This is a genomic window from Paracoccus sediminilitoris, assembly GCF_003259195.1.
Classification (GTDB): Bacteria; Pseudomonadota; Alphaproteobacteria; order Rhodobacterales; family Rhodobacteraceae; genus Paracoccus; species Paracoccus sediminilitoris.
This window is the reverse complement of sequence record NZ_QJPK01000001.1, coordinates 153,314-180,034: the sequence shown is the minus strand read 5'-3', so window position 1 is coordinate 180,034 and position 26,721 is coordinate 153,314. Positions and strand designations below refer to the sequence as shown.

The 26,721-nt window shown below is 66.3% G+C and carries 25 protein-coding genes and 1 other RNA gene; 18 read left to right on the top strand and 8 right to left on the bottom strand.

Annotated elements, in window-relative coordinates; all coding sequences use genetic code 11:
- The first annotated feature begins 9 nt into the window (after positions 1-9).
- Both DKT70_RS00855 and DKT70_RS00850 read left to right on the top strand, forming a co-directional pair.
- Positions 10-3,498 (top strand): TSCPD domain-containing protein, encoded by a 3,489-nt coding sequence (locus DKT70_RS00855; protein ID WP_111557392.1) that lies wholly within the window; start codon positions 10-12, stop codon positions 3,496-3,498.
- 177 nt (positions 3,499-3,675) lie between these two features.
- On the top strand, positions 3,676-5,109 hold the full coding sequence (locus DKT70_RS00850; protein WP_111557391.1) for a mannose-1-phosphate guanylyltransferase/mannose-6-phosphate isomerase: 1,434 nt from the start codon (positions 3,676-3,678) through the stop codon (positions 5,107-5,109).
- 36 nt (positions 5,110-5,145) lie between these two features.
- Here the strand turns inward: DKT70_RS00850 and DKT70_RS00845 are convergent, their stop codons facing one another.
- Positions 5,146-5,898: a DsbA family protein gene (locus DKT70_RS00845; RefSeq protein WP_111557390.1), complete on the bottom strand. Its 753-nt coding sequence runs from the start codon at positions 5,896-5,898 to the stop codon at positions 5,146-5,148.
- A 169-nt stretch (positions 5,899-6,067) separates the two neighbouring features.
- Here DKT70_RS00845 and DKT70_RS00840 point away from each other — a divergent pair, with 169 nt between their 5' ends.
- From DKT70_RS00840 to DKT70_RS00815, 6 genes are all read left to right on the top strand, one after another.
- Complete coding sequence (locus DKT70_RS00840; protein ID WP_111557389.1) at positions 6,068-7,204, top strand: pyridoxal phosphate-dependent aminotransferase; 1,137 nt, start codon at positions 6,068-6,070, stop codon at positions 7,202-7,204.
- Positions 7,201-8,421 (top strand): N-acetylmuramoyl-L-alanine amidase, encoded by a 1,221-nt coding sequence (locus DKT70_RS00835; protein ID WP_111557388.1) that lies wholly within the window; start codon positions 7,201-7,203, stop codon positions 8,419-8,421. Before DKT70_RS00840 ends, DKT70_RS00835 begins: the two co-directional genes overlap by 4 nt.
- Positions 8,422-8,498: 77 nt before the next feature.
- A complete protein-coding gene (locus DKT70_RS00830; protein WP_111557387.1) occupies positions 8,499-11,042 on the top strand; it encodes a penicillin-binding protein 1A in 2,544 nt (847 codons plus the stop codon).
- Between the two features lie 82 nt (positions 11,043-11,124).
- Positions 11,125-12,252: a peptide chain release factor 2 gene (gene prfB, locus DKT70_RS00825; protein ID WP_072297711.1), complete on the top strand. Its 1,128-nt coding sequence runs from the start codon at positions 11,125-11,127 to the stop codon at positions 12,250-12,252.
- Between the two features lie 48 nt (positions 12,253-12,300).
- Positions 12,301-13,287 carry an aldo/keto reductase gene (locus DKT70_RS00820; protein ID WP_233490358.1) on the top strand — a complete coding sequence of 329 codons (987 nt, stop codon included), beginning with the start codon at positions 12,301-12,303 and terminating at the stop codon, positions 13,285-13,287.
- 15 nt (positions 13,288-13,302) lie between these two features.
- Positions 13,303-14,367, top strand: coding sequence for a patatin-like phospholipase family protein (locus DKT70_RS00815; RefSeq protein ID WP_111557386.1), 1,065 nt, complete (start codon positions 13,303-13,305; stop codon positions 14,365-14,367).
- On the opposite strand, the gene DKT70_RS00810 is transcribed toward DKT70_RS00815, so the two are convergent.
- The 3 genes from DKT70_RS00810 to DKT70_RS00800 are packed head-to-tail and all read right to left on the bottom strand — an operon-like array spanning position 14,364 to position 16,508.
- Positions 14,364-15,278: a pseudouridine-5'-phosphate glycosidase gene (locus DKT70_RS00810; protein ID WP_111557856.1), complete on the bottom strand. Its 915-nt coding sequence runs from the start codon at positions 15,276-15,278 to the stop codon at positions 14,364-14,366. The genes DKT70_RS00815 and DKT70_RS00810 overlap by 4 nt on opposite strands.
- A gap of 5 nt (positions 15,279-15,283) precedes the next feature.
- Positions 15,284-16,168, bottom strand: coding sequence for a PfkB family carbohydrate kinase (locus DKT70_RS00805; protein WP_111557385.1), 885 nt, complete (start codon positions 16,166-16,168; stop codon positions 15,284-15,286).
- Complete coding sequence (locus DKT70_RS00800) at positions 16,149-16,508, bottom strand: ArsR/SmtB family transcription factor (protein WP_072297714.1); 360 nt, start codon at positions 16,506-16,508, stop codon at positions 16,149-16,151. The genes DKT70_RS00805 and DKT70_RS00800 overlap by 20 nt, the downstream gene beginning before the upstream one ends.
- A 230-nt stretch (positions 16,509-16,738) precedes the next feature.
- On the opposite strand from DKT70_RS00800, the gene DKT70_RS00795 reads away from it, so the two are divergent.
- From DKT70_RS00795 to DKT70_RS00775, 5 genes are all read left to right on the top strand, one after another.
- Positions 16,739-17,086: an AtpZ/AtpI family protein gene (locus tag DKT70_RS00795; protein WP_111557384.1), complete on the top strand. Its 348-nt coding sequence runs from the start codon at positions 16,739-16,741 to the stop codon at positions 17,084-17,086.
- A 44-nt stretch (positions 17,087-17,130) separates the two neighbouring features.
- Positions 17,131-17,838 carry a F0F1 ATP synthase subunit A gene (locus tag DKT70_RS00790; protein ID WP_199559520.1) on the top strand — a complete coding sequence of 236 codons (708 nt, stop codon included), beginning with the start codon at positions 17,131-17,133 and terminating at the stop codon, positions 17,836-17,838.
- Positions 17,839-17,926: 88 nt separating this feature from the next.
- A complete protein-coding gene (locus DKT70_RS00785) occupies positions 17,927-18,163 on the top strand; it encodes a F0F1 ATP synthase subunit C (protein ID WP_042244507.1) in 237 nt (78 codons plus the stop codon).
- Between the two features lie 73 nt (positions 18,164-18,236).
- On the top strand, positions 18,237-18,869 hold the full coding sequence (locus DKT70_RS00780; protein WP_111557382.1) for a F0F1 ATP synthase subunit B': 633 nt from the start codon (positions 18,237-18,239) through the stop codon (positions 18,867-18,869).
- Positions 18,866-19,429, top strand: a complete 564-nt coding sequence (locus DKT70_RS00775; RefSeq protein WP_111557381.1) for a F0F1 ATP synthase subunit B — start codon at positions 18,866-18,868, stop codon at positions 19,427-19,429. Before DKT70_RS00780 ends, DKT70_RS00775 begins: the two co-directional genes overlap by 4 nt.
- A gap of 129 nt (positions 19,430-19,558) precedes the next feature.
- Here the strand turns inward: DKT70_RS00775 and DKT70_RS00770 are convergent, their stop codons facing one another.
- Entirely contained in the window at positions 19,559-20,227 is a 669-nt protein-coding gene (locus tag DKT70_RS00770) for an OmpA family protein (protein ID WP_111557380.1), read from the bottom strand.
- A gap of 236 nt (positions 20,228-20,463) precedes the next feature.
- Here DKT70_RS00770 and nth point away from each other — a divergent pair, with 236 nt between their 5' ends.
- From nth to DKT70_RS00745, 5 genes are all read left to right on the top strand, one after another.
- Complete coding sequence (gene nth, locus DKT70_RS00765) at positions 20,464-21,126, top strand: endonuclease III (RefSeq protein ID WP_111557379.1); 663 nt, start codon at positions 20,464-20,466, stop codon at positions 21,124-21,126.
- The gene (locus tag DKT70_RS00760; protein ID WP_111557378.1) at positions 21,123-22,130 is read left to right on the top strand and encodes an adenosine kinase; all 1,008 of its coding nucleotides are present in this window, start codon (positions 21,123-21,125) and stop codon (positions 22,128-22,130) included. The genes nth and DKT70_RS00760 overlap by 4 nt, the downstream gene beginning before the upstream one ends.
- Positions 22,131-22,298: 168 nt before the next feature.
- Positions 22,299-23,561, top strand: coding sequence for a beta-ketoacyl-ACP synthase II (gene fabF / locus DKT70_RS00755; protein ID WP_111557377.1), 1,263 nt, complete (start codon positions 22,299-22,301; stop codon positions 23,559-23,561).
- Positions 23,561-24,742, top strand: coding sequence for an endolytic transglycosylase MltG (mltG, locus tag DKT70_RS00750; protein WP_199559519.1), 1,182 nt, complete (start codon positions 23,561-23,563; stop codon positions 24,740-24,742). The genes fabF and mltG overlap by 1 nt, the downstream gene beginning before the upstream one ends.
- Before the next feature lie 91 nt (positions 24,743-24,833).
- On the top strand, positions 24,834-25,274 hold the full coding sequence (locus DKT70_RS00745) for a hypothetical protein (protein ID WP_111557375.1): 441 nt from the start codon (positions 24,834-24,836) through the stop codon (positions 25,272-25,274).
- 2 nt (positions 25,275-25,276) lie between these two features.
- On the opposite strand, the gene rnpB is transcribed toward DKT70_RS00745, so the two are convergent.
- From rnpB to DKT70_RS00730, 3 genes are all read right to left on the bottom strand, one after another.
- An RNA gene (gene rnpB, locus DKT70_RS00740) (RNase P RNA component class A) lies at positions 25,277-25,651 on the bottom strand.
- A 67-nt stretch (positions 25,652-25,718) separates the two neighbouring features.
- Entirely contained in the window at positions 25,719-26,354 is a 636-nt protein-coding gene (locus tag DKT70_RS00735) for an N-acetylmuramoyl-L-alanine amidase (protein ID WP_111557374.1), read from the bottom strand.
- A 17-nt stretch (positions 26,355-26,371) separates the two neighbouring features.
- Positions 26,372-26,713, bottom strand: a complete 342-nt coding sequence (locus DKT70_RS00730; RefSeq protein ID WP_146612578.1) for a hypothetical protein — start codon at positions 26,711-26,713, stop codon at positions 26,372-26,374.
- Positions 26,714-26,721: the final 8 nt, after the last annotated feature.

Genomic DNA, 26,721 nt, shown 5'->3' with positions numbered 1-26,721 from the left:
CGCGCTGACATGCAGATCGAACGTCGTTTCTCTTTCCTGGATGCCGGGGCATATGGCGAGATCGCCTTTGTCACGCGCCTGATCGCGCAGGGCCCCGAGCCCGAGGATGGCGAGGGCCATCCGGTCATCGTCCCCGCCCATTTCAGCCAGGTCGCAGCCGAGGTCCTGGCGCGGTCCTTCTGCCACGCCGGGGGCGTCCCCGCCATCCTGAAGCCCGTGCCCGAAGATGGCGTTCCCGAATTCCTGTGGCGGCACGAGGCCGACCTGTCGGCGCTGCAGGACCTGCCCGCCGATCAGCGTTTCGGACTCGAAACCGACGCACGCCAGGTTTTCGACCGCATGGCGGGGGCATGGACCTATTGGGGCTGGAAGGGCGGCTATTTTGACGGCGACGCGGATGCCCGCGCCTATCTGGACGAGATGCGCGCCATGCTGGCCCGCCAGATGGCGTCGCCGTCGCCCGAACAATGGCAGGGGACCGGCCTGCACTGGGCCTATGGCATCGCCACGGCCGAACCGGGCTTTCGCGTCGATCCCGCGACCGGCCGGGCGGCGCGCGCCGACGCGTCACATCCCCGCCCCCACGGCCACTTCATCCAGTCCATCGGCGACGGCCTGCCCGAAGAGTGCGCCCTGGACCTGTGGCAGCGCGAGGCGCGGCTGATCCGGCAGGCCAAGGGCAGCGGCACGAATGTCAGCGACCTGCAGGCCGCCGACGAAACCCCGTCGCAGGGTGGGATGATGGATGCCCTGCGCCTGGGCGACCGCGTGGCGGGCGCGGTGCGCCCCCATGGCCAGAACCGCCGCAGCACCCGCATCGCCATCTGCGACATCGACCACCCCGAGGTCGAGGATTTCATCGACTGGAAGCTGGAGGAGGAGCACAAGCTCTCCAGCCTGATCGCGGGCGCCCATCTGCATCAGCAGCATCTGAACGCGATCTTTGCCGCCGTGGCGCAGGGCGGCAGCGACCCCGCCCCGAACGCCACGCTGGCGCAGGCCATCCGCGACGCGCGGCGCGCCATGATCCCCGAAAGCTTCCTGCACCGGGTCCTGCATTATGCGCAGCAGGGGTTCACCAGCATCCGGTTCCCCAGCTTTGACACCGATTGGGACGGGGCAGGCTATGCCAGCGTTTCGGGCCAGAACGGCGACACGGCTTTGCGCATCAGCGACGCGTTTCTGCAGGCGGTGCGCGATAATCGGCCATGGGCCCTGTTGCGCCGCAGCGATGGCGGCGTCGACCGCTGCATCCCGGCCCGCGCCCTGTGGGACCGCATCGGCCACGCCGCCTGGGCCAGCGCCGAGCCTTCGGTTCAGTTCGACGATACGATCAACGCCTGGCACACCTGCCCGCGCGACGGCAGGGTCCGGGGAAGCAGCACCGATGGCGCGTTCCTGTTCCTGGACGACACGGCCTGCAGCATCGCGGTGCTGAACCTGCCGGCCTTTCTGCGCGACGGGGCCTTCGATGGCGAGGGTTTCGCCCATGCGGTGGACCTTTGGACCCTCACCGCTGACATCACGGTCGCGATGGCGCAGTTCCCCACAGCCGGCATCGCGCAGCGCAGCGTTGATTTCCGTCCGCTGGGGCTGGGATATGCTGGGCTTGGCGGGCTGCTGATGCGGATGGGGATGGGATATGACAGCGACGCGGGCCGTGCGATGGGCGCGGCGATCACCGCGCTGCTGACCGGCACCGCCTATGCGTTCAGCGCCCAGATGGCAACGCAGCTTGGCGCTTTTGCGGGCCATGCCCGGAACAGCGACGCCATGCTGCGCGTGATCGCCAACCACCATGCGGCGGCGCATGATGGCGGCGGTCACGACGGGTTGAACGTCGCGCCCGTGGCGCTGGACGGCGATGCCTGTCCCGATCCGTCGCTGGTCGCTCTGGCCCGCGATGCCTGGGACAGGGCGCTGAGCGTGGGCCGCACCCACGGCTTCCGCAACGCCCAGGCCAGCCTGATCGCCCGCGCGGGGCAGATCGGGCTGATCCTGGATTGCGACACGCAGGGCCTCGACCCCGATCACGCCCAGGTCCGGTTCGCGGCGCTTGGGGGGCAGGGGGAAGGCAAGGTGCTGAACCCGGCGATCCTGCAGGGGCTGGCGGCCCTGGGCTATGATGACGACCAGATCGCTGATATCGCGGCCCATGCGGTGGGCCACGGCACTCTGATCGGCAGCCCCGCCATCGACCATGACGCATTGGCCGCCAAGGGCTTTGGCCCGCAGCAGCTGGACCGGGTCGAGGCCGCGCTGCAGGGCGCCTTCGACATCCGCTTCGTCTTCAACCAATGGACCCTGGGGCGCGATTTCTGCCGGGTGACGCTTGGCATCGCCGATGGCCTTCTGGCCGATCCGGGCTTTGACATGCTGGCGCATCTGGGCTTTTCGCAGGCGCAGATCGATGCGGCGAACGACCATGTCTGCGGCGCCATGAAAATCGAAGGCGCCCCGCATCTGCGCGCAGAGGATCTGGCTGTCTTCGACTGCGCCAGCCCCGGTGGGACGCGCCAGCTGTCGGTGGACGCCCATATCCGCATGATGGCGGCCGTGCAGGGCTTCGTTTCGGGCGGCATCGCACGGACCATCGATCTGCCGAACGCGGCGACCATCGCCGACACGCTGGCCCTGCATGACCTGGCATGGTCGCAGGGCCTGAAGGGCAGCGCGATCCACCGTGACGGTTCGCGCCTGTCCCAGCCCGTCATCCGGTCCCTGATCGGCGAGGAGGAGGACGCGCAGGCCATCATCGCGGCCCCGCCCCGCCAGCGCGCCGGCATCATGGCCGAAAAGATCGTCGAGCGGATCATCGTGCGGGAAATCCGCTCTCAGCGCGAAAAGCTGCCGCTGCGGCGCAAGGGCTATACCCAGAAGGCCAGTGTCGGCGGGCACAAGGTCTATCTGCGCACCGGCGAATATGACGACGGCAACCTGGGCGAGATCTTCATCGACATGCACAAGGAGGGCGCGGGCTTTCGCGCCATGATGAACAATTTCGCCATCGCGGTGTCGGTGGGCCTGCAATACGGCGTGCCCTTGGAAGAATTCGTCGACGCCTTCACCTTCACCCGGTTCGAACCGGCAGGCACAGTGCAGGGCAATGACAGCATCAAGAACGCGACCTCGATCCTGGATTACGTCTTTCGCGAACTGGCGGTCAGCTATCTGGACCGGACCGACTTGGCGCATGTGAAACCCACAGGCGCCAGCTTTGACGACTTGGGCGAGGGCGAACGCGAGGGCGAGGCGCCGCGGGCCGATCCGACGCTGCAGCCGCTGACCATGCTGCGGCAGGTCAGCAGCGCGGGCTATCTGCGCAAGCGCCTGCCGCAGGAACTGATGGTCCTGCAGGGTGGGGCGGGGCGGTCGCAGGGCCAGACCGCGCTGCGCGTCGATGCAGAGCCTTGCGCCGCCTGCGGCGAGGGCGTAGTTCAGCGCGACGGCGCATTCTGCCGGTGCAGCTGCTGCGGCTCGTCGGGCGGCAGCGCCTGACGACCAGCGGATGCCGGCGGCGGATCGTCTTTTGGCTGCAACAGCTTGGCCCGCCGCCGGGTCTATCCGGAAGGATCGCTTGACGCGGGCGCAGCCGTCGTACTTCACTGCGGCTTCATGGTCGGTCCCGGGGGCCCGGCACAATGACATGGGGCGCTTTGCGCCGAGGGGTTTGTGATGGTAAAGATTACACCGGTTCTGATGGCTGGGGGTTCTGGGACGCGGCTCTGGCCTGTGTCGCGCAAGAGCTTTCCAAAACAGTTTGCCCAGCTGATCGGGGACGAAACCCTGTTCCAAGCCAGCGCGCGGCGCCTGTCGGGGCCGGATTTCAACGATCCGGTGGTGATGACCAACAGTGATTTCCGCTTCATCGTGGCCGAGCAGTTGGAACAGGCGGGCATCAATCCCGGCCAGATCATGATCGAACCCGTGGGTCGCAACACCGCCCCCGCCATTCTGGCCGCTGCGACGATGATCGCGGCCAAGGATCCGGACGGGCTGGTGCTGGTCGCGCCCTCGGATCATGTCATTCCGAATGTCGATGCCTTTCTGGAGGCGGTGCGCCAAGGCGCGACGGCGGCGCAGCAGGGGCGCATCGTCACCTTCGGCATCACCCCCGACCGCGCTGAGACGGGCTATGGCTATCTGGAGCTGGCCTCGACCGGCTCGGGGCCGCAGCCCTTGGCGCGCTTTGTGGAAAAGCCCGATGCCGAACGCGCTGCGCAGATGGTATCCGAAGGGAATTACCTGTGGAACGCGGGCATCTTCCTGTTCAGCGCCCGCGCCATGATCCAGGCCTTTCGCGACCATGCCCCCGATTACCTGGACCCCGTTCAGGCGGCGCTGGACGACGCGCATATGGACCTGGGCTTTCTGCGGCTGGCCAAGGCCCCCTGGCAGGGGCTGCGTGACGAATCCATCGATTATGCGGTGATGGAAAAGGCCGATAACCTGACCGTGGTGCGTTTTTCGGAACGCTGGTCGGATCTTGGGGGCTGGGATGCCGTCTGGCGCGAGGCATTGGGCCGCGCACCTTCGGATGACGGCGTGGTCACCGACGGGCATTCGACGGCGATCGATTGCCGCGACGTGCTGCTGCGGTCCGACAGCGACGACCTCGAGGTTGTGGGCATCGGCTTGTCGGACGTGATGGTTGTGGCGACATCGGATGCGGTTCTGGTGGCCGACAGGTCGCGCGCCCAGGACGTGCGACAGGCCGTCGTCGCGCTGAAGAAGAAAAGCGCCAAGCAGGCCGAGGCCTTCCCACGCGATCACCGCCCCTGGGGCTGGTTCGAGACGCTGGCCTTGGCCGATCGTTTCCAGGTCAAGCGCATCGTGGTGAAACCCGGCGCGGCGCTGTCGCTGCAAAGCCATGTCCACCGGTCCGAACATTGGATCGTCGTGTCCGGAACGGCCCGGGTCACGGTGGATGACAGCGTGACGCTGGTGACCGAAAACCAGTCGATCTATGTGCCCCTGGGCGCCGTCCACCGGATGGAGAACCCCGGCAAGGTGCCGATGGTCCTGATCGAGGTCCAGACCGGCAGCTATCTGGGCGAGGACGACATCATCCGATACGAGGACGTCTATTCCCGCAGCAGCGCCGACTGAGGCGGCAGGCCCCGCCGCATGGGCGGGGCCGTCTTGTCACATCGCGTCACGCACCTGGTCGATGGCGCTGGCAACGCCTGCACGGGGAACGCCGCGCAGCATCTGCTGGCCGATGATGAAGGTCGGGGTGCCCTGGATGGCCATCGTCTCGCCCAGTTCGCGGTTCTTGACCAGCACCTGCGTCACCTCATCCGAGGTCATCTGCGCGATGACCTTGTCGGCATCCAAGTCGATCTGGTCTGCCAGCTTGCGCAGGGCGTCTTCATTGGCGGGACTGCGCAGGGTGATCAGCGCGTCATGGGCGGCTTTGTAGGCCTCGTCGCCGGCGATCTGCTTGACGGCAATGGCAAAGCGGCTGGAAGCCTCGCTATCTTGGCCAAGGATCGGAAATTCCTTGATGATCAGGCGGATATTACCATCATCCTCGACGGCATCGACCACTTCCTGATTGTATTGGCGGCAGACGCCGCAGCGGTAATCCATGAATTCGACCATGGTCAGGTCACCATCGGGATTGCCGCCGACCCAGCTGTGTCCATCATCAAAGATCGCGTCGTGGTTTTCGGCCACCAGATTGACGTCATCCTTGGCGGCCTGTTCGGCCTGGCGGCTTTCCAGCTCGTTGATCGATTCGATCAGCACCTGCGGATTGGCCATCAGGTATTCGCGGACCGCGGCCCCGAATTCGGTCTTTTCGTCATCGGTCATCGCGCCGATGTCGAAGGCCATGGCAGGGGCGGTCAGGACAGGTGTCGCGCCAAGCAGCAGCGCGGCGATCAGGCGTTTCATGATGGGAACCCTTCGGAGTGTCTTTGCACCAGCTTGGACCGGGGGGGCTGGGATGGCAAGAATGCCGGGGAACAAGGCTGCGTGACGGGCGGGCATTGCGCAAAAGGCTGGATGGTCCGGCCCGCGCGCGTTATCACCGGCCCGCAGGACAGGACATGAGGGCAACGCCATGCGACATTCCACCCGCGGTCAGGTTGACCCCTTCATCGTCATGGACGTGATGGAGGCCGCCCAGAAAGCCGAGGCCGCCGGTCGTCACATCATCCACATGGAGGTCGGCCAGCCCGGCACGCCCGCCCCCCATGGCGCCCGGCAGGCATTGGCCGGGGCGCTGGACCAGCCGCTTGGCTATACCTCGGCGCTTGGGCTTCCGGCGCTGCGGCAGGGGATCGCGGATATTTATCGGCGCTGGTACGGGGTCGATCTGGACCCGACGCGGGTTGTCGTCACATCGGGCAGCAGCGGGGCCTTCCTGCTGGCCTTTTCGGCGCTGTTCGATGCGGGCGACAAGGTCGCGATGGGGGTTCCCGGCTATCCCAGTTATCGCCAGATCCTGAAGGCAATGTCGCTGGAACCCGTGGGCATCCAGACCCGGCCGCAGGATCGTTATCAACCTCGCCCGACCGACATTCCCGACGGCGTGCAGGGGCTGATCCTGGCATCGCCGGGCAATCCGTCGGGGACGGTGCTGAACGCGCCGGAACTGCGCGCCCTGACCGATGCGGCGCAGGCGAATGGCGTGGCCGTCATCTCGGACGAGATCTATCACGGGCTATCCTATGGCGACCGCTGCCATTCCGCGCTTGAGGTCACGGATGAGGTTTTCGTCGTAAACTCCTTCAGCAAATACTTTTCCATGACCGGATGGCGCATCGGCTGGATGGTGGTGCCGCCAAGCCATGTCCGCACGGTGGAACGCCTGGCGCAGAACATGTTCATCTGCCCGCCCCATGCCAGCCAGATCGCGGCCCTTGCCGCCTTGGACTGCACCGATGAGGCCGAGTCGAACCTGGCCGTCTATGCCGAAAACCGCCGCCTGATGCTGCAGGAACTGCCCAAGGCGGGCTTCGACCGCATCGCCCCGCCCGAGGGCGCCTTCTATGTCTATGCCGACGTGTCGCACCTGACCGACGATTCCGTGGCCCTGGCGGCCGAGATCCTGGAACATGCGGGCGTCGCCGTCACGCCGGGGCTGGATTTCGACCCCGTGCGGGGCGCGCAGACGCTGCGCTTTTCCTATGCCCGCGCAACGGCGGACATCGCCGAGGGCCTGCGCCGCCTGACCGGATACATGGCGACCCGATGATCCGCAAAGCCGCCCTTCCGGTCCTTGCCCTGCTGCTGCCGTTCATGGCGCAGGCGCAGGGGCCGGCGCGCATCGACGTGGGGGCGTCTTCGGTCACGTGGCAGGACGTGGGGTGGTGGCAGGCGGTCTTCGGGCCGCGCGCGATGGACCTGTCGCTGGCGCTGGACCAGGCCGTGCCCTATCGCGTCTTTCTGGTCGGCGACCCCGCCCGTCTGGTGATCGACCTCAAGGGCGCCAACCTGACCGCACAGGACCTGCCACAGATCTTCGGGCGCGACCTGCTGCACGCAGTGCGCAGCGGCAGTTTCAAGCGCGGCTGGTCGCGCATCGTGATGGAACTGCCGGGGCCCTATCGCGTGGCCAGCGCCGGGATGGACACGCGCGGGGCACAGGCGCGGCTGAACGTCGCACTGTGGCCCGTCGCGCCCGATCAGTTCACGCCGCGCCCCTCGGCGGCGGCGGCGCTGCGAAATCTGCCCGACCCGGCGGTGCTGTCCGACACGCCCATCCGGGGCGAGGGGCTGGTCGTCACGCTGGACCCCGGCCATGGCGGCTTTGACCCTGGCGCGCAGTCCGACGACATCACCGAGGCCGAACTGGTGCTGACCTTCGCGCTGGAACTGCGCGAGGCGATGCAGGCCAAGGGCATCACCGTCAACATGACGCGCGACAAGGATGATTTCGTGGCCCTGGAGCAGCGGATGACATCGGCCCGTGCGGCCGGATCGCATCTGCTGATTTCGCTTCATGCCGACGCGCTGCCCAAGGGGCAGGCCGCCGGCGCCACCGTCTATGTCTGGAGCAATTCGGCCGATGACCGCGCCGCCCGCCAGCTGGCCGCGCGCCACGAACGCAAGGACCTGTTGCTGGGCATGGACCTGACGGGCCAAGACGACGCGCTGGCCCATGCGCTGATGGATTTCGCCCGCACCGACACCCAGCCCCGGTCCGAGGCCTATGCCCGCCAGCTGACATCGCGCATGGCGCTGAAGGGGATCGGGCTGCATGCGCGGCCCGTGCAGGGGGCCGCGTTTTCGGTGCTGAAATCGCCCGATATCACCTCGGTCCTGCTGGAATTGGGCTTCATCACGGATGGTTACGACCGCGCCAAGATGTCGGACCCGATGTGGCGTGGCCGGATGGTGCAGGCCGTGACCGAAGCCACGATTGGCTGGTGGAAGGACGAGGCCGCACGGGGCGACCTGCTGCGCCGGTGATCGCGCCAGTGTTGCTTTGACCCGAAGGGGTGGGACGGCTATAGACTGACCCTGGGATTTCCAAAAGGCGACATCACGTGCTGCGAGCCATACTTTCATTCATCGGAGCGATCTTTTCCTGGTTCGTGACCGCCAGCTTCTTCATCGCCCTGACCCTGGGCGGGATCTTCTGGGTCTATTCCCGTGATCTGCCCAGCCACGAGACGCTGGCCCAGTATTCGCCCAAGACCATCAGCCGCATCTATTCCGCCGAAGGCCAACTGATCGACGAATTTGCCGATGAGCGTCGCATCTTCGTGCCCATCGACGAGATCCCCGACCTGGTCAAGCAGGCCTTCGTCAGCGCCGAGGACAAGAATTTCTATTCCCACCCGGGCTATGACCTGCGTGGTATCTTGGGGGCTGCCTATCAGGCGGCGGCCAGCGGCGGGTCGCAGGTGCGCGGCGCGTCCACCATCACCCAGCAGGTGATGAAGAACTTCCTGCTGTCCAGCGACCGCAGCGTGGAACGCAAGGTCAAGGAACTGATCCTGGCATCGCGGCTGGAACAGACGCTGTCCAAGGACCAGATCCTGGAACTGTACCTGAACGAGATCTTCCTGGGCCAGAACAGCTTTGGCGTCGCCGCCGCCGCACAGACCTATTTCAACAAGTCGCTGACCGAACTGGCCCCGCACGAGGCCGCGATGCTGGCGTCCATGCCGCAGGCGCCGGGTCGCTATCACCCCGTGCGCGCCAAGGAGCGTGTCACCGAACGCCGCAACTATGTCCTGCGCGAGATGTGGCAGAACGGCTATATCGACGAGGCCACCTATGAGGCCGAGGCCAAGCTGCCGCTGCGTTCGGTCCAGAACGGCGACTTCAAGTCCTTCCAGAACCAGCTGCCCGACCGCGACTATTTCACCGACGAGATCCGCCGCCAGCTGAGCCGCGAATTCGGCCAGGAGGAATTCTTCGGCGGCGGCATGACCATTCGTGCCACCGTCGATCCCGACCTGCAGACCGAGGCCGAAACCGCCCTTCAGGACGCGCTGGAGCAATACGACCGTGGCCTCGGCATCTGGCGCGGCACCGGCGAAGTGCTGCCCCCCGAGGCGCTGACCGATCAGGTCGCATGGCGCGGTGCGCTGTGGGACCTGCGCCTGCCGCGTGACATTCCCGGCTGGCGACCCGCCGTCGTGCTGGAAATGGGCGCCAGCGACGCCCGCATCGGCATCGAGGGCATCGAGGAGGATGCCGACGGCCACTGGATCACCGCCGCCGACGTCCAATGGGCCCGCAAGCGCAATTCCGATGGCAGCCTTGGCCCCCGCGCACAGGTCGCCGACGACCTGTTGGACGTGGGCGATGTGGTGCTGGTGCGCACCATGACCAATGACGGTGACGGCAGCTTTATCCGCTGGACGCTGCGGCAGGTGCCGCAGGTGCAGGGCGGCTTCATGGCCATGGACGTGAACACCGGGCGCGTGCTGGCGATGCAGGGCGGGTTTTCGTATCAAAGTTCGGTCTTCAACCGGGCCACGCAGGCGCAGCGCCAGCCGGGATCGTCCTTCAAGCCCTTCGTCTATGCCGCAGCATTGGACAACAATTATACCCCCGCAACCATCGTGGTCGATGAACCGATCCGCGTGAACACGCCCCAAGGCCTGTGGGAACCCAAGAACAGCTCGGGGCAGCATTACGGGCCTACGCCACTGCGCACCGGCATCGAACAATCCCGCAACCTGATGACCATCCGCATCGCCGACGATATCGGCATGGACCAGGTCGCCCGCTATGCCGAGGATTTCGGCGTCTATGACAAGCTGTCGCCTTTCCTGGCCAACGCGCTTGGGGCGCAGGAAACGACGCTGTTCAAGATGGTCGCCGCCTATGCCATGTTCGCCAATGGCGGCGAACGGGTCGAACCCACACTGGTCGACCGCGTGCAGGACCGTCGCGGGCGCACCGTCTATCGCCACGACCAGCGGGTCTGCGAAACCTGCGGCATGCAGCCCTTGCCCGTGGGGCAGGGGCCGGTCATCGACAGCAACCGCGAACGGGTCATGGACGCCGTGACCGCCTATCAGCTGACCTCGATGATGGAGGGGGTGGTCAAGCGCGGTTCGGGCAAGGGCGTGGACCTGCCCGTGCCGATCGCGGGCAAGACCGGCACCACGAACGACGCCAAGGATGTCTGGTTCATCGGCTATTCCAGCAACATCGTCGCTGGCTGCTATATCGGTTTCGACCAGCCGCGCAGCCTTGGCGACCGCGCTTATGGCGGCACCCTTTGCGTGCCGGTCTTCAACGCCTTCATGCGCGATGCGGTGGCGAAATTCGGCGGCACCGAGTTCAAGGTCCCGCCGGGCGGCTATTGGGTCAAGATCGACCGCGTGACCGGTCAGCGTCTGGCCGATGATGCCAGCGGGCCGAACGTCATCTCGGAATATTTCCGCGACGGAACGGACCCGGACTGGATGACGCCCTATGTCGTGTCGGGCTTTGGCGAAAACAACGTGATCCTGCCGTGGGAAGCTGGCGCTTCGGCCGCGACATCGATCACCACGTCGACCGGCAAGACGCGCGTCATCCCCAAGCAGGCCGATTTCGGATCCATGTCCTCGGGCGGTCTTTACTGATCGCGGCGGCGGGTGGTCTTGCCGAAGCCGGCCCGCCGCGTTATCACCCCGGACCTGACGCCAGACCGAAGGGAGCCCGCAGATGCGCGCCGAAACGCAGTCCACAATCGAGGCCATCCGTCGTTCGCTGACCCTGCTGGGACAGCGCCTTGACTGGCAGACCGCGCCCCATCGCCTGGAAGAGATGAACGCCATGATCGAGGATGGCGATCTGTGGTCGGACCCCGCCCGCGCGCAGAAGCTGATGCGCGACCGCCAGTCGCTGTCGGATGCCATCGACACCTATCGCCGGATCGAGGGCGATCTGGCTGCCAATGCCGAGATGGTCGAACTGGCCGAGGCCGAGGGCGACGCGGATCTGGTCGCGGAATCCGAGGCGAACCTGAAGGCGCTGGCCACGATGGCCGCGCAGAAGGAACTGGAAGCCCTGCTGAACGGCGAGGCCGACGCGAACGACACCTTCCTTGAAGTCAACGCGGGCGCGGGCGGCACCGAAAGCTGCGACTGGGCGTCCATGCTGGCCCGGATGTATGTGCGCTGGGCCGAGAAGAAGGGCTATGAGGTCGAATTGCTGTCCGAAACCTCGGGCGACGAGGCGGGTATCCGCAGCGCGGCCTACAAGATCACCGGTCACAATGCCTATGGCTGGCTGAAATCGGAATCGGGCGTGCACCGCCTGGTCCGCATCAGCCCCTATGACAGCGCCGCGCGCCGCCACACCAGCTTCAGCAGCGTCTGGGTCTATCCCGTGGTGGACGACAATATCGAGATCGACATCCCCGACCGCGACATCCGCATCGACACCTATCGGTCGTCAGGCGCGGGCGGTCAGCACGTCAACACCACCGACTCCGCCGTGCGGATCACGCACCTTCCCACAAATATCGTGGTGACCAGTTCGGAAAAGTCCCAGCACCAGAACCGCGCCAACGCCATGGCGGCTTTGAAGGCGCGCCTGTACCAGATGGAGCTGGACAAGCGGAACGCCGAGATCAACGCCCAGCACGCTGCCAAGGGCGATGCGGGCTGGGGCAACCAGATCCGTTCCTATGTCCTGCACCCCTATCAGATGGTCAAGGATCTGCGCACCGGAGAGGAGACCAGCGATACCCAAGGTACGCTGGACGGGGATCTGGACCGCTTCATGGCGGCGACGCTGGCCCTCGACGTGGCCGGCAAAAGCCGGGCCGAGGCGCAGGGCGACGATTGAGACAGGCGGGCACCCTTTCGGGTGCCCTTTTCATTTCGGGGTATGGGCATGATCCACAAGCGGCAACTGGGGCAGGGCGGCCCGATGGTGGGCGCGGTCGCGCTGGGCACGATGAACTTTCTGGGCACCTATGGCGCGGCCGATCCCGGTGCCAGCCTGCGCTGCATGGCCGAATGCGTCGAGATGGGGATCGATCACATCGACACCTCGGATGTCTATGGCGCGGGCGGGGCCGAGGAATTGCTGGCCGGTTTTCTGAAAAACCATGGTGACCGCGTCACCTTAGCGACCAAAGGCGGGATCACCCGTCAGCCCGACCATCCTTTCGACAACAGCGACGCCTATCTGACCCGTGCCCTGGAAGCGTCGCTGAAACGGTTGGGGGTCGAACGGGTCGATCTGTACTATCTGCACCGCCGCCAGGCCGACCACCCCATCGAAGAGACCATGCAGACTCTGCTGCGCCTGCGCGATCAGGGCAAGATCGGGGCGATCGGCCTCTCGGAAATTGCGCCCGCGACGCTGGAACGCGCTGCTGCGGTGGGGCCTGTCGCGGCGGTCCAGTCGGAATATTCGCTGTGGACGCGCCAGCCCGAGCTGGGCCTGACCCAGGCATGCGCACGGCACGGGGCCGCGATGGTGGCCTTTTCCCCCGTCGGCCGCGGCGTCTTCGCCGACACGCCCCCCAAACCGACAACTTTTGCGCCGGGCGATCTGCGCGCCACCATGCCGCGGTTCCAGCCCGACAACTGGGCGCGGAACCTACCGCGCCTGCAGGCCTTCGGCGACTTGGCCCGCGACATGGGCCATAGCCCCGCCAGCCTGGCCATCGCCTGGGTGCTGTCGCGCGCGCCTCATGTCATCGCCCTGCCGGGGTCGCGCGACATCGCCCATTGGCGGCAACTGGCGCAGGGGGCGGACCTGTCGCTGGACGCCAAACAGCTGGCCCGGATCGAGGCCGTGCTGCCGGCCGGTTGGGCGCATGGTGCGCGCTATGGCGGTGCCATGGCCATCGGTCCCGAAAGCTATTGCTGAGGAGAGGGTCACCCCATGGAAGACAAGCGGATCAATCTGGCCCTGCAGGGCGGGGGTGCGCATGGGGCCTTTACCTGGGGCGTGTTGGACCGGCTGCTGGATGAACCGTGGTTGCAGATTGCGGCGGTCAGCGGGGCCTCGGCGGGGGCGCTGAACGGGGCGGCGCTGAAGGCGGGGCTGGCGGCACATTCCGGTCGCGCGGGCCGCGAGGCCGCCCGCCGCAATCTGGACGCGCTCTGGTCCGAGGTCGGCACCATGAGCGACAACCGCGTCATCCGCTGGATGCAATCGCTGATGCCCATGCCGCGCGGGATGCAGCGCTGGACGCAGATGGTCTCGCCCGCCGCCTGGCTGGACAACCTGACGCGGATCTTCAGCCCTTATGATTACGGGCCGTTCTATACCAACCCCTTGGGCAAGCTGCTGCGCGGGCTGCCCTATCCCGACTTCGCCCGCGACGGCGGCCCGGTGCTGTTCGTGGCGGCGACCAATGTCCGCACGGGGCGGGTCCGGGTCTTTACCGGCAGCCACGCGACGCCCGACGCGGTGATGGCATCGGCCTGCCTGCCGACGCTGTTCCAGGCGGTCGAACTGACCGATCCCCTGACCGGCCTGACCGAGGCCTATTGGGATGGTGGCTATTCGGCGAACCCGGCGCTGTTCCCGCTTTACGGCGCCCGCTTCCCGCGCGACGTGATGATCGTGGCACTGAACCCGCTGATGCGCGACGTCCTGCCCCGCACCCCGGTCGAGATCGCCGACCGCGTGAACGAGATCAGCTTCAATTCGTCCCTGATGGGTCAGCTGCGGGCGGTGAATTTCGTCAAGCGGCTGTTCGAACAGGGTCGCGTCGATGATGCGAACCTGAAGAACGTGCTGGTCCACCTGATCGACGATGACGCGCTGATGACCGACCTGACGGCCCGGACCAAGCTGATGCCCGGACCGGGGATGCTGGCATCGATGAAATCGGCGGGACAGGTGGCGGCGGACCGGTTCCTGACCGACCACGCCGACAAGCTGAACGTGGCCGACAGCTTCGACCTGTCGCAGTTCTTCCCGCCGACCCCCTTCGATTAGGCCATGGCCCGCGCGATGGCCGCGGCCAAACGCGCATTGTTCAGCACCAGTTCGATATTCGAGGCCAGCGAGCGACCTTCGGTCAGTTCGAAGATGCGCTGCAACAGGAAGGGCGTGACCTGCTTGGCGGCGATCTTCTGATCCTCGGCCTCGGCCAGGGCCTGTTCGATCACCGGCAAGATGACGTCGCGGGTGATCTCGTGTTCGGCGGGGATCGGGTTCGCGACCAGCTGTCCGCCCGTCACGCCAAGACGCGCCCGCATGGCGGCGGCGGCGGCGATGTTTTCGGGGCTGTCCATGCGCAGCGGCGCCTTGATCCCCGAGGCGCGCGACCAGAAGGCCGGCAATTCGTCCTGGCCATAGGCGATGACCGGGACGCCAAGCGTTTCCAGCACCTCCCAGGTCTTGGGCAGGTCCAGGATGGCCTTGGCACCGGCGGCCACCACCGTCACTGCCGTGCGGCCCAGTTCCTGCAGGTCGGCGGAAATGTCGAAGCTGGTTTCCGCGCCGCGATGCACGCCGCCGATCCCGCCGGTTGCAAAGACCTTGATGCCCGCCAGTTCGGCGCAGATCATCGTGGCGGCCACCGTCGTGGCGCCCGTGCGGCCATTGGCCAGACAGACGGCCAGATCGGCCCGGCTGAGCTTCATCGCCTGATCCGATGGCGTCTGCGCCAGCGCGGTCAGTGCCTCGGTGGTCAGGCCGATATGGATCTGGCCGCCCATGACCGCGATGGTGGCGGGCACAGCGCCGTTCTGGCGGATGGTGTCCTCGACCTTCTGAGCCATTTCCAGGTTCTGTGGCCAGGGCATCCCATGGGTGATGATGGTCGATTCCAGCGCGACGACGGGGCGTCCGGCTTTCAGCGCCTCGGCCACTTCGGGGGCGAAGGTCATGGGGGCATCGGTCATATGGGTCACGGAACGTCCTTTCCAGAGACATGGGCCGCGGCGGCCTCGACCGCCTGGCGCAGCGCCGCATCACGCGGCTGGTTCTTCAATTCGGCGGCCAGATGGGCGGCTAGGAAACAATCGCCCGCGCCGGTGACGCGGGCCACGGTGACGCGGGGCGGGGTGACGACCAGCGTGGGGCCGTTCGCCATGGCATCGGCCGCGCTGTGGGGTCCGTCGGTGACCAGCACGCGGGCGGCGCCGCGCGCCACCACGGCCTCGGCCGCGGTGGCGGCATCCGGGCAGGCGCGCCCGGCCAGGATCTCGGCCTCCAGCCTGTTCAGATAGAAACAGCCCCGGCGGGCGGCGATCAGGGGTTCCAGCCGTTCTGCCTTGCCGGGGCTGGCGGGCACGACGCGCAGATCGGCCCCGGCCAGCCGCCGGTCGCGCGACATGGTGGCCAGCAGATCCTCAGTCAGGTTGCCGTCCAGCACCACCGGGCCGGTCCAGTCGGCCAGCGCACCCGACAGCGGCCCAAGGATGGTGTCGCCCGCGGCCTCCAGGCTATGGGCATCGGCGATGGCGGCGATCAGCCCCTCGCTGTCCTCGATGCCCATATAGCAGTCGGTCGGCAGGCCGCTGTCGCGCGTCAGCCAGTCGGTGCGCACGCCAAGGCGGCCGGCCTGCGCGGTCAGGGCCTCGCCCTCGGGGTCGCGGCCGACGGCGGACAGGACGGCGGGCGTCAGCCCCCACCGCGCCAGTGCCACGGCCACGTTCAGCGCGACGCCGCCGGGGATGTGGCGGATGCGGCCCGGCACGTCGGCGCCTTGGGCCATGCGGCGCGGCGCGCGTCCGATCACGTCCCACAGCATCGCGCCTATGCACAGGATGTCAGGGTGCTTGTCGGTCATCGTCATCCCTCAGCTCGGTTTCCAGGAACCGTTCGAAATCGTCCAGGTCGATCGGGTCGAACTGCCCGAAGCCCTGCATCCAGACCGAGGCGCTGCGCATCCCGTCGGGGTCCAGCTTGCACCATGTGATCCTGCCGCGCCGCTCTTGCCGGATCAGACCGGCGGCTGCAAGCACCGCCAGGTGTTTCGAGATCGAGGCGAGACTGGTGTCGAAGGGCGCGGCCACGTCGCTGACCGCCATGTCATCCTCCAGCAGCATCGACAGGACCCGCCTGCGGGTCGGGTCGGCAAGGGCCGCAAAGATCAGGTCCAGCCTGTCGGGGGGTGGGATCGGGGTCATCGAGATGCCTGTCGGTCTGTCGCCAAGGGGGCAGGGGGCCGCCCGCGGGGGCTGACGCTCAACCGGGCGGTTGAATAATGTCTGCGCGCGGGGGGGATTGCAACCCTTGGAGCTGAATTGTGAGAATTGCAAAGTGAAGCATTTTCAATGGCTTGCCGTTGAGAAACGTGCGCTTGACTTGGGCGGGTCTTGCCCCTAGACAGCCCCCAACGAACACGAGGGCGTGAAAGATGGCCAGCGGGTCCCAAGGCGACAAGGACAGGGCGGCGGATGCCGAACGTCTGGCCGCCCTGGAAGCCAAGCTGGCCGCCAAGGCGCCCAAGCCGTCGGGTGCCAACCCGATGGGAAAATACGAACAGGCCAATCTGGCCTGGCGCATGGTGATCGAATTCGTGACCGGCTTGGGGCTGGGTTTCGCGGTCGGTTACGGGCTGGACTATCTCTTGGGCACCAAGCCCTTCCTGATGGTCCTCTTCATATTCTTCGGTCTTGCGGCCGGCGTCAAATCGATGATGCGGACCGCGGCCGAGCTTGACCGAAAATCCGGCGACCAGCCGGGCAGTGACGAGAGGGATTGATCGTGGCGACGGAACCGACTGGCGGCGGCCTTGAATTCCACCCTATGGACCAGTTCATCGTCAAGCCGCTGTTCGGTGCTGGCGAGGTTCACTGGTACACCCCGACCAACGTGACGCTGTGGCTGGCGCTAACTGCGCTGGCGGCGATCGCGTTGCTGGTTCTGGGCACCCGTGGCCGCGCCATCGTGCCGAACCGTGCGCAGTCGATGGCGGAAATGGCCTATGGCCTGGTCTACAAGATGATCGAGGACATCTCGGGCAAGGACGGTCTGCGTTACTTCCCCTATGTCCTGACGCTGTTCATGTTCATCGTCTTCGCCAACCTGCTGGGCCTGCTGCCGATGGCCTTCACGGTCACCTCGCATATCGCCGTCACCGGCGTGCTGGCGATGGCGGTGTTCCTGGGCGTCACGGCGATCGGCTTCATTAAGAACGGTTCGCATTTCCTGGATCTGTTCTGGGTCCGCTCGGCTCCGCTGGCCGTGCGTCCGATCCTGGCCGTCATCGAAGTCATCAGCTACTTCGTGCGCCCTCTTTCGCTGTCCATTCGTTTGGCCGGCAACATGATCGCCGGTCACGCGGTCATCAAGGTTTTCGCGGGTTTTGCAGCCATCGCAGCTGTTGCCCCCGTCGCAATCATCGCGGTCGTCGGGATGTATGCCTTCGAGGTGCTTGTCGCCTTCGTGCAGGCCTATGTCTTCACCATCCTGACCTGCGTGTACCTCAAGGATGCGCTGCACCCGTCGCACTGAGGTGACGGGCCGCGGCCCCCGGGCGATGTCGTCCTGATATCGCCACAACACGTTTAAAGCCAAACTTCCAACCGCAAGGAGAAATACCATGGAAGGCAATATCGGAGAACTGGGCCAGTACATCGGCGTCGGCCTGACCGCATTCGGCATGGGCATGGCTGCTCTGGGTGTGGGCAACGTTGCCGGCAACTTCCTGGCCGGCGCCCTGCGCAACCCTTCGGCCGCTGCAGGCCAGACCGCCACGCTGTTCATCGGCATGGCATTCGCCGAAGCACTGGGGATCTTCTCGTTCCTCGTCGCGCTTCTGCTGATGTTCGCGGTCTGATCCATCGCCATCCTTGCGGCGGGGTGGGGGCAACCCCCACCCCATCGTGATATTCAAGGCCATGGGGTAGGATATGTTCAGCCTGTTGCAAGAGGCCGCCACCACCGCGGTCGAAACCACTGAGGGCGTCGTCGTCACCGACGAAGCAGCCCACGGCGCCGATGCCGCGACCCACGGGGTCGATGCAGCGGGCCATGCCACCGAAGCCGCGGGTCTTCCGCAGCTGGATATCGCCACCTTCGGCAACCAGATCTTCTGGCTGGTCGTCACGCTTGTGGTTCTGTATCTGGTGCTGTCGCGGGTCGCTTTGCCGCGCATCGCCGCGGTGCTGTCCGACCGTCAGGGTGCCGTTACCGGCGATCTGATGGCCGCAGAGGAATTCAAGCAGAAGGCCAAAGAGGCCGAGGCAGCTTATGACAAGGCTCTGGCCGACGCGCGCAGCGAAGCCCAGGCCATCGTCGCGCAGAACCGCGCCGAGATCCAGACGGAACTGGACGCCGCCATCGCCAAGGCGGATGCCGAAATCTCGGCCCGCGCCGCCGAATCCGAGGCCCGCATCCGCGAGATCCGCGCATCGGCCGACGAAAGCGCGCGTGAGGTTGCCCGCGACGTCACCGCCCAGCTGGTCTCCAGCTTTGGTGGCAATGCCGATGATGCCGCTGTCGCGTCCGCCGTCGATGCTCGCATGAAAGGGGCCGTGCAATGACCCGCTTGTTCGCAATCGCCGCTGCCGCGGCTGTGGCGGCAGGTCCTGCCGCCGCAGCGACCGGCCCGTTCTTCTCGCTCCGCAACACGGATTTCATCGTGCTGCTGGCCTTCATCGCCTTCATTGCGGTGCTGGTCTATTTCAAGGTTCCGGCACTGATCGGCGGTCTTCTGGACAAGCGGGCCGATGGCATCCGCAATGATCTGGACGAGGCTCGTCGCCTGCGTGAAGAAGCGCAGGAGATCTATGCCAGCTATGAGCGTCGCCAGCGCGAGGTGAAGACCCAGGCCGACCAGATCGTCGCCAACGCCAAGCGTGAAGCCGAAGCGCAGGCAGCCAAGGCCAAGGAAGATCTGGCGACCTCGATAGAACGTCGCCTGCAGGGCGCGCGCGATCAGATCACCAGTGCCGAGAATGACGCGGTGCGTGCCGTTCGCGACCGTGCCGTTCAGACTGCCGTTGCGGCGGCCTCGGAAATCCTGATCCGGCAGGTCCATGCCGGTCAGCGTTCGGCCGGGATCGACGACGCCATCGAAGACGTGGCGCGCCGCCTGAACTGAGCCTTTCTTCAGGGACAGCGATCCAGACCCTCGGCGCTTTGTCGCCGGGGGTTTTTTCATGGCAGGTACAAGCCCATGAAAAAGGCCGGGCAGCGATGCCCGGCCTTTCAGATATTGCCTCCGGCGCCCTTACTGGGTGGGGCGGATGATGATTTCCACGCGACGGTTCTGTGCGCGACCGGCGGCCGTATCGTTCGATGCGACCGGTTGGGTCAGGCCACGGCCCGTGGCGGCAAGGCGGCTTTGCGACACGCCTGCGGCGGCCAGGATGCCTGCCACCGATTGCGCGCGGCGCTGTGACAGGTCCTGGTTGTAGGCTGCGGCACCGGTGTTGTCGGTATGGCCGATGACCTCGACCCGGCTGTTCGGATATTGGTTCAGGTTGCGCGCGACGGCATAGAGATCGCTTTGGGCCGGTCCCGAAACGGCGGCGCTGTCGGTGGCGAACAGGATGCCTTCGGGAAGCACGACCTGCAGGTAGGAGCCGTGGTTCACGATCTGGACATTCGGGTTCGAGATCGAGGATTTCAGCGCCGCCGCCTGGCGGTCCAGAATGTTGCCGGCCAGCGCACCGGCAGCGGCACCGACGATCGCACCGCGTGCGGCGTCGCGGCCTTGGTTGTTGCTGTCGCTGTCGCGCGTGGCGCCGTAAAGCGCGCCGACGGCGGCGCCGGCAAGGGCGCCCTGCTGGGTGCGGCTGGTGTCGCCGCCGGTGGTGCCCATCATGCCGGTATCGGCGCAGGCGCCGAGGACCAACAGGCTGGAGGCTGCAAGGACGGACGTGGTGCGGAGTTTCATCGGGCTCCCTTTCCTCTGACTGCGCGGCCTTGGGTCATGCCCGGCTGCGCGCGACGTTCTGATGGCGTTCCCGATTCCGGGATACGCGGCTAACGCGTGGCACGCTGTCGCAGTTCCGTCCCGAAAGAAAGTCACTGTTTCGTTGAGGCGGCTGAATTCACGTCACAATCGGGACAGCTGCCGCGTGATGTCGACGCGCTTGCATTAGCCCCCTCAGCCGTTCAAAAGCATGTCCCATGGCCAGCTCCAAGAAACCACCCGCCGCATTGCCCTTTGCCGATCAGGTCGCGATCTTTCAGCGGTTTCAGACCGCCGATCCCGCGCCGGAAACCGAGCTGGATTATGTGAACCCGTTCACGCTGGTCGTGGCCGTCGCGCTGTCGGCGCAGGCGACCGATGTGGGCGTGAACAAGGCCACGCGCGGGCTGTTCGCGGTGGCCGACACGCCCGAAAAGATGCTGGCCTTGGGGCTTGAGGGCGTGACCGAACATATCAAGACCATCGGGCTGTTCCGGCAGAAGGCCAAGAATGTCATGGCGCTGTCGCAGATCCTGGTCGATCAATATGGCAGCGAGGTCCCCGACAGCCGTGCCGCCCTGATGAGCCTGCCGGGGGTGGGGCGAAAGACCGCCAATGTGGTGCTGTCCTGCGCCTTTGACCATCCCGCGCAGGCGGTCGACACGCATATCTTTCGCGTCGGCAACCGCACCCGCATCGCCCCCGGCCGCGATGTCGACGAGGTCGAACGCGCCATCGAGGACCATGTCCCAGCCCGTTTTCAGGTCCATGCGCATCACTGGCTGATCCTGCATGGCCGCTATATCTGTCAGGCCAGACGGCCCCGTTGCGCGATCTGCCCGATTGCCGACCTGTGTCCCTATGAGGAGAAGACCCAATGACCACCCCCTATGTGATCGGGATCGGCAATGCCGTGATGGACGTGATCGCCCCCGTCGCCGAGGATCGCCTGGCAGCCCTGGGCGTCCAGAAGGGCATCATGCAGCTGGTCGATCTGGACCGCTCGAACGAGTTGATGGCCGCCGAGGGGCAGTTGGGCAGCGGGCAGCGGGCGCGGCTGATCCCCGGCGGATCGGTCGCCAACAGCCTGGCGGGGATCGGCAAGCTGGGCCTGAAGACCGCCTTCATCGGACGGGTCGCCGATGATGCGCTTGGCCTGTCCTATGCCGAGCAGACCGAGGCGGCGGGCACCGTCTTCGTGAACCCGCCGGTGGGGGGCGATCAGCTGCCGACCTCGCGCAGCATGATCATGGTGACGCCGGATGGCGAGCGGTCGATGAACACCTATCTGGGAATTTCCGCCGAACTGGGGCCCGATGACGTGAACCCGTCGGTCTTTCAGGGCGCGGGTTGGCTGTTCCTGGAGGGGTATCTGTTCGACAAGCCAAAGGGCAAGGATGCCTTTCTGAAGGCGGCCCGCGCCTGTCACGATGCGGGCGGGCAGGCGGGCATCGCCCTGTCGGACCCGTTCTGCGTCGATCGCCACCGCGAGGATTTCCGCAAGCTGGTGGCGGGCCCGATGGATTACGTGATCGGCAACGTGCATGAATGGACCGCGCTTTATCAGGTCGAGGACCTGGAGGAGGCGCTGCGTCTGGCCGCCGCCGATTGCGGGACGGTCATCTGCACGCGGTCGGGCGATGACGCCATCCTGATCCGCGACGGTGAACGCGTGACGGCCCCGGTCCACCGGATCGTGCCGGTCGATGCGACGGGCGCGGGCGATCAGTTCGCCGCAGGGTTGATCTATGGCCTGGCGACGGGGCGTCCGCTGGCCGTTGCGGGTCGGATGGGGTGCATCGCTGCCGCCGAGGTGATCACCCATGTCGGCGCACGCCCCGAGCGGGACGTGATGGCCGAATTCAGCGCCGAAGGGCTGATCTGATCCTGCGTCCCGCGACGGGCGGGGGGCCAGCCCCCCGCACCCCCCGGGCCGGTTCCCGCCATGGCGATGCTTTGCCTTGCGACCGGCGATCTCGGCTTCGTGACGTTGCGCGGCTGGCGCGGCGCGTGTATCAGGTTTGAAAATTGCGAAAAGCCGAAGGAAATGCCGATGCGCAGGGTTGTTGTCACCGGATTGGGAATGGTCACGCCGCTGGCCTCGGGCGTGGAGGCGACCTGGGAACGGCTTCTGGCCGGAAAATCGGGTGCGGGACCGATCACGCGCTTTGACGCCAAGGACGTGGTCACCAAATACGCCTGCGAGATCCCCTTCGGCGACGGCAATGACGGCACCTTCAATCCCGATGACTGGATGGCCCCCAAGGATCGCCGCAAGGTCGATGATTTCATCCTTTACGGCGTGGCTGCGGCGCATCAGGCCGTGACGGATGCCGGCTGGATGCCCGAGGACGAGGAAGACCGCCTGCGGACCGGCGTGATGCTGGGTTCGGGTATCGGCGGGCTGACCTCGATCGCGGAAACGGCCGTGCTGATCAAAGAACGCGGGCCCAAGCGGGTCAGCCCCTTCTTCATCCCCGGCGCGCTGATCAACCTGATCTCGGGGCAGGTGTCGATCCGCTATGGTTTCAAGGGGCCGAACCACGCGGTGGTGACGGCCTGTTCGACGGGCGCGCATGCCATCGGCGATGCGGCCCGCATGATTATGCTGGGCGATGCGGACGTGATGGTCGCGGGCGGTGCGGAAAGCCCGATCAGCGAGATCGGCATCGCGGGCTTCAACGCCTGCAAGGCGCTGTCCACCCAGCATCAGGACGATCCCACCAAGGCCAGCCGTCCCTATGACGCCGACCGCGACGGCTTCGTCATGGGTGAGGGCGCGGGTGTCGTCGTGCTGGAGGAGTACGAACACGCCAAGGCGCGCGGCGCCAAGATCTATGCCGAAGTACTGGGCTATGGTCTCTCGGGCGACGCCTATCACATCACCGCGCCATCGGAAGATGGCGATGGCGGTTTCCGCGCCATGCAGGCGGCGCTGCGTTCGGCCAAGGTCGATCCGTCGCAGATCGACTACATCAACGCCCATGGCACCAGCACCATGGCCGACACGATAGAACTGGGCGCGGTCGAGCGCCTGCTGGGCGATCATGCGGGCAACGCGGTGATGTCATCGACCAAATCCAGTATCGGCCACCTGCTGGGTGCTGCTGGCGCGGTCGAGGCGATCTTCTGCGTGCTGGCGATCCGCGACCAGATCTGCCCGCCGACGATCAACCTGGACAACCCCGCCGTGACGCCCAAGCTGGATCTGGCCGCCAATGCCGCCGTGCGCCGCAAGGTCGATGTCGTGTTGTCCAACAGCTTCGGCTTTGGTGGCACCAATGCCAGCCTGGTCATGGGGAAGGTCGCCGAATGATCTGGCGCAACATCGCCTCGAATTTTTTGACGCTGGCGATTGTTCTGCTGGTGGCCTTGGCGGGTCTGATCGCTTGGGGCAAGTCGGAATTCAGCGGCCCGGGCCCAAGCGAGGTCGCGCAATGCGTCCAGATCGCGCCCGGGGCAAGCCTGAACGCGGTCAGCAACCGGTTGGCCGAACAAGGGGCGATTTCCAACGCCTATATCTTTCGCGCAGGCGCCGATTACCTTGGCAAGTCGCGAGACCTGAAATTCGGCAGCTTTCTGATGCAGCCCAATGCCAGCATGGAACAGATCGTCGACACCGTGACGGCGGGCGGCCCGTCGACCTGCGGGACCGAGGTGCTGATCCGCGTCGGCGTGCGCGAAAACACGGTTCTTTTGCGCGACATGAACCCCGAAACCGGCGCCTATGAGGAAATGGCCCGCTATGTGCCCGGTGCCGAGGATCGTCCGCAGACCATCACTGACGCCGAGGAACAGGCCGATGTGCGCCTGTCGCTGGTCATGGCCGAGGGCGTGACCAGCTGGCAGGTCGTAGAGGCGCTGAAGGCGGCCAGTTTCCTGACCGGCGACATCGATGAAACGCCTGCCGAAGGCAGCCTGGCCCCCGACACCTATCTGCTGAAAAAGGGTGCCGACCGCAGCGCGATCCTGGCCGACATGGCCAAGCGTCAGGCCGACATCCTGGCCGCCGAATGGGAGGCCCGTCCCTTTGGCCTGCCCTATGACAACCCGCAGGAGGCGCTGATCATGGCCTCGATCGTGGAAAAGGAAACCGGCATCGCGGGGGAACGCCCGCAGGTGGCCAGCGTCTTCGTGAACCGCCTGCGCCAGGGGATGCGCCTGCAGACGGACCCGACCGTCATCTATGGCGTGACGAACGGGCAGGGCATCCTGGACCGCGGGTTGCGCCGGTCGGAGCTGAATGCCGAAACGCCCTACAACACCTATCGCATCGACGGGCTGCCGCCCACGCCCATCGCCAATCCCGGTCGCGCGGCGATCAACGCGGCGCTGAACCCCGACCAGACGGATTACATCTATTTCGTCGCCGACGGGTCGGGCGGGCACCAGTTTTCCCGCACGCTGGACGAACACAACGCCGCCGTCGCGCGTTGGCGCGAGATCGAACGGGCACGCGGTCTGCCCACCGACAGCCCGGTCCAGACGGACCAGTAGATCGCTTCGGCATTTGACAAAAAAGGCCCCCGGACGCAGGCTTGCGGTCGGGGGCCTTCTTCATTGGCCCGTCATCGGAGGAGGAACGCCCATGAAATTGTCCGACATGTTTTCCAGCCTGGCCGAGAACGCCCGCATGTTCGAGGAACGCTCGGCCAGCTGGCAGTCCGAAATGACCGCCCGCAACGACGAAATGATGGCCGGCATCAAGAAGTGGCAGGACAGCGCCGCCGAACGCCAGGACCAGATGCAGCGCCAGATGAAGGAGTATTTCGACCAGGCCGGCGATCAGGCCCGCAACCAGTGGGAGACGATGCAGAAGTCGTGGGAGGATCAGTTCGCCGCCATGAAGGCGCGCGGAGAGGAGATGCGCGCATCCGCCAGCAAGATGAAGGGCGGCGATTTCGCGGCCTGGTCCGAGGCCTATGCAGCCCAGATGGTCGGCTTTGCCCAGAAGATGCAGGACGAGGCGGCGAATGCCATCGCCCGCGCGACCGAAGCCCGCGCCACGACCGGCAAGAAGAAGACCTGAAGACGCGCGGAGGGCCTGTAAGCCGGATTTTGTCCACCGCTTGCGCGGCTGGATGACCATTCCTCTGGTCCGTCCGTTACCGGACGGATCTAGCTGCCTACCCGGATCTGCTGGGGCAAGGTGGCCCTGCGGCTTGCGCCGCGCGCGATCCCTATTCGGCATTGCTCCTGGTGGGGCTTGCCATGCGGGCGCTGTTGCCAGCCCCCCGGTGGGCTCTTACCCCACCGTTTCACCCTTACCGATCCGAAGACAGGCGGTCTGTTCTCTGTGGCGCTTTCCCTGGGGTTGCCCCCGCCGGGCGTTACCCGGCACCATTACCTCATGGAGTCCGGACTTTCCTCGACAGGTTGCCCCGCCGCGGTCATCCAGCCCTCCGCGCGCGGTCGGTATGGCGGGGATCGGACGGCGCGTCAATGGTCGATCCGGGGGGGTTACGGGGCGCAATCAGGCGGGCAGCAGGCTGGCGGCGATGCGCCGATCTTCCTCGGTTTCGGGGCCATGCGCCCAAGGGCGGAACCGCAGGCGGAAGGCCGCCAGACGTTTGGCGGGTTCGACATCGGGATAGCCGATGCGGGTCAGGCATTCCGCCAAGGGCAGGGCGGGGCCGTGACGGTCCGATGGCCAGATCGCCAGCCCTTGCCGGGCCAGCCGTTCCCAATCGAAGCGCGGGCCGGGATCGACCTTGCGCCCCGGCGACATGTCGGAATGGGCGATGACGCCCTCGGGGCCGATCTGCCAGCGGCTCATGATGCGGCCCAGCAGGTTTTCCAGTGTATCCATCTGACGGGCGGCAAAGGGGCGGTTGCCGGGGTTGGCGATCTCGATGCCGATGCTGCGGGAATTGACGTCGGCCTGGCCCTGCCAGCTGCCGTCGCCCGCGTGCCAGGCGCGGCGATCTTCAGAGACCAGCATGTCGGCATAGCCGTCTTCGTGGATCAGCCAATGGGCGCTGACCTCGGCCACCGGGTCCGACAGGCGCGCGCGGGCCGAGGCCGCATCCGCCATGCCGGTGTAATGCAGGACGATCAGCCGGGGGCGTTGGCCGCGGCGATCGCCGTGGTTCGGGCTGGGGCCGTCCATGGGTTCGTCCTTGCGGGTCAGGGCATCATTTCGGGGGACACGATCGGGATCGGCGCATCCGGATCGCGACGCGCCACAGGTTGCGCCCCGGGCTGGGTCGCAGGCTGAGTCGAAGGCAGGCCCATCGTGGCGGGCACCGGCACCGGGCTGCGACCCGCGATCTTGGTGGGCGAGGGGCTGTAGAAAGGCCGCGCCACCGGGATGGCCATGGCAGGCGACGTTCCCGCGACCAGCGCTGCTTCGCGCGCGGTGCGATACTTGCCATAGGCGTCGTTCTCGAACTGATAATTCGGGTTCCAGCCCCGGTGTTCGCCGCAGCCGGCCAGGGCCAGCACAGATAAGATCAACCAGCCGCGCATCTTGCCTC

Bases quoted from the DNA above. Each gene is read 5' to 3' on its own strand.
- DKT70_RS00855 (WP_111557392.1), top strand. From the start codon at position 10: ATGCAGATCGAACGTCGTTTCTCTTTCCTGGATGCCGGGGCATATGGC.
- DKT70_RS00850 (WP_111557391.1), top strand. From the start codon at position 3,676: ATGGTAAAGATTACACCGGTTCTGATGGCTGGGGGTTCTGGGACGCGG.
- DKT70_RS00845 (WP_111557390.1), bottom strand. From the start codon at position 5,898: ATGAAACGCCTGATCGCCGCGCTGCTGCTTGGCGCGACACCTGTCCTG.
- DKT70_RS00840 (WP_111557389.1), top strand. From the start codon at position 6,068: ATGCGACATTCCACCCGCGGTCAGGTTGACCCCTTCATCGTCATGGAC.
- DKT70_RS00835 (WP_111557388.1), top strand. From the start codon at position 7,201: ATGATCCGCAAAGCCGCCCTTCCGGTCCTTGCCCTGCTGCTGCCGTTC.
- prfB (WP_072297711.1), top strand. From the start codon at position 11,125: ATGCGCGCCGAAACGCAGTCCACAATCGAGGCCATCCGTCGTTCGCTG.
- DKT70_RS00820 (WP_233490358.1), top strand. From the start codon at position 12,301: ATGATCCACAAGCGGCAACTGGGGCAGGGCGGCCCGATGGTGGGCGCG.
- DKT70_RS00815 (WP_111557386.1), top strand. From the start codon at position 13,303: ATGGAAGACAAGCGGATCAATCTGGCCCTGCAGGGCGGGGGTGCGCAT.
- DKT70_RS00810 (WP_111557856.1), bottom strand. From the start codon at position 15,278: ATGACCGATGCCCCCATGACCTTCGCCCCCGAAGTGGCCGAGGCGCTG.
- DKT70_RS00805 (WP_111557385.1), bottom strand. From the start codon at position 16,168: ATGACCGACAAGCACCCTGACATCCTGTGCATAGGCGCGATGCTGTGG.
- DKT70_RS00800 (WP_072297714.1), bottom strand. From the start codon at position 16,508: ATGACCCCGATCCCACCCCCCGACAGGCTGGACCTGATCTTTGCGGCC.
- DKT70_RS00795 (WP_111557384.1), top strand. From the start codon at position 16,739: ATGGCCAGCGGGTCCCAAGGCGACAAGGACAGGGCGGCGGATGCCGAA.
- DKT70_RS00790 (WP_199559520.1), top strand. From the start codon at position 17,131: ATGGACCAGTTCATCGTCAAGCCGCTGTTCGGTGCTGGCGAGGTTCAC.
- DKT70_RS00785 (WP_042244507.1), top strand. From the start codon at position 17,927: ATGGAAGGCAATATCGGAGAACTGGGCCAGTACATCGGCGTCGGCCTG.
- DKT70_RS00780 (WP_111557382.1), top strand. From the start codon at position 18,237: ATGTTCAGCCTGTTGCAAGAGGCCGCCACCACCGCGGTCGAAACCACT.
- DKT70_RS00775 (WP_111557381.1), top strand. From the start codon at position 18,866: ATGACCCGCTTGTTCGCAATCGCCGCTGCCGCGGCTGTGGCGGCAGGT.
- DKT70_RS00770 (WP_111557380.1), bottom strand. From the start codon at position 20,227: ATGAAACTCCGCACCACGTCCGTCCTTGCAGCCTCCAGCCTGTTGGTC.
- nth (WP_111557379.1), top strand. From the start codon at position 20,464: ATGGCCAGCTCCAAGAAACCACCCGCCGCATTGCCCTTTGCCGATCAG.
- DKT70_RS00760 (WP_111557378.1), top strand. From the start codon at position 21,123: ATGACCACCCCCTATGTGATCGGGATCGGCAATGCCGTGATGGACGTG.
- fabF (WP_111557377.1), top strand. From the start codon at position 22,299: ATGCGCAGGGTTGTTGTCACCGGATTGGGAATGGTCACGCCGCTGGCC.
- DKT70_RS00745 (WP_111557375.1), top strand. From the start codon at position 24,834: ATGAAATTGTCCGACATGTTTTCCAGCCTGGCCGAGAACGCCCGCATG.
- DKT70_RS00735 (WP_111557374.1), bottom strand. From the start codon at position 26,354: ATGGACGGCCCCAGCCCGAACCACGGCGATCGCCGCGGCCAACGCCCC.
- DKT70_RS00730 (WP_146612578.1), bottom strand. From the start codon at position 26,713: ATGCGCGGCTGGTTGATCTTATCTGTGCTGGCCCTGGCCGGCTGCGGC.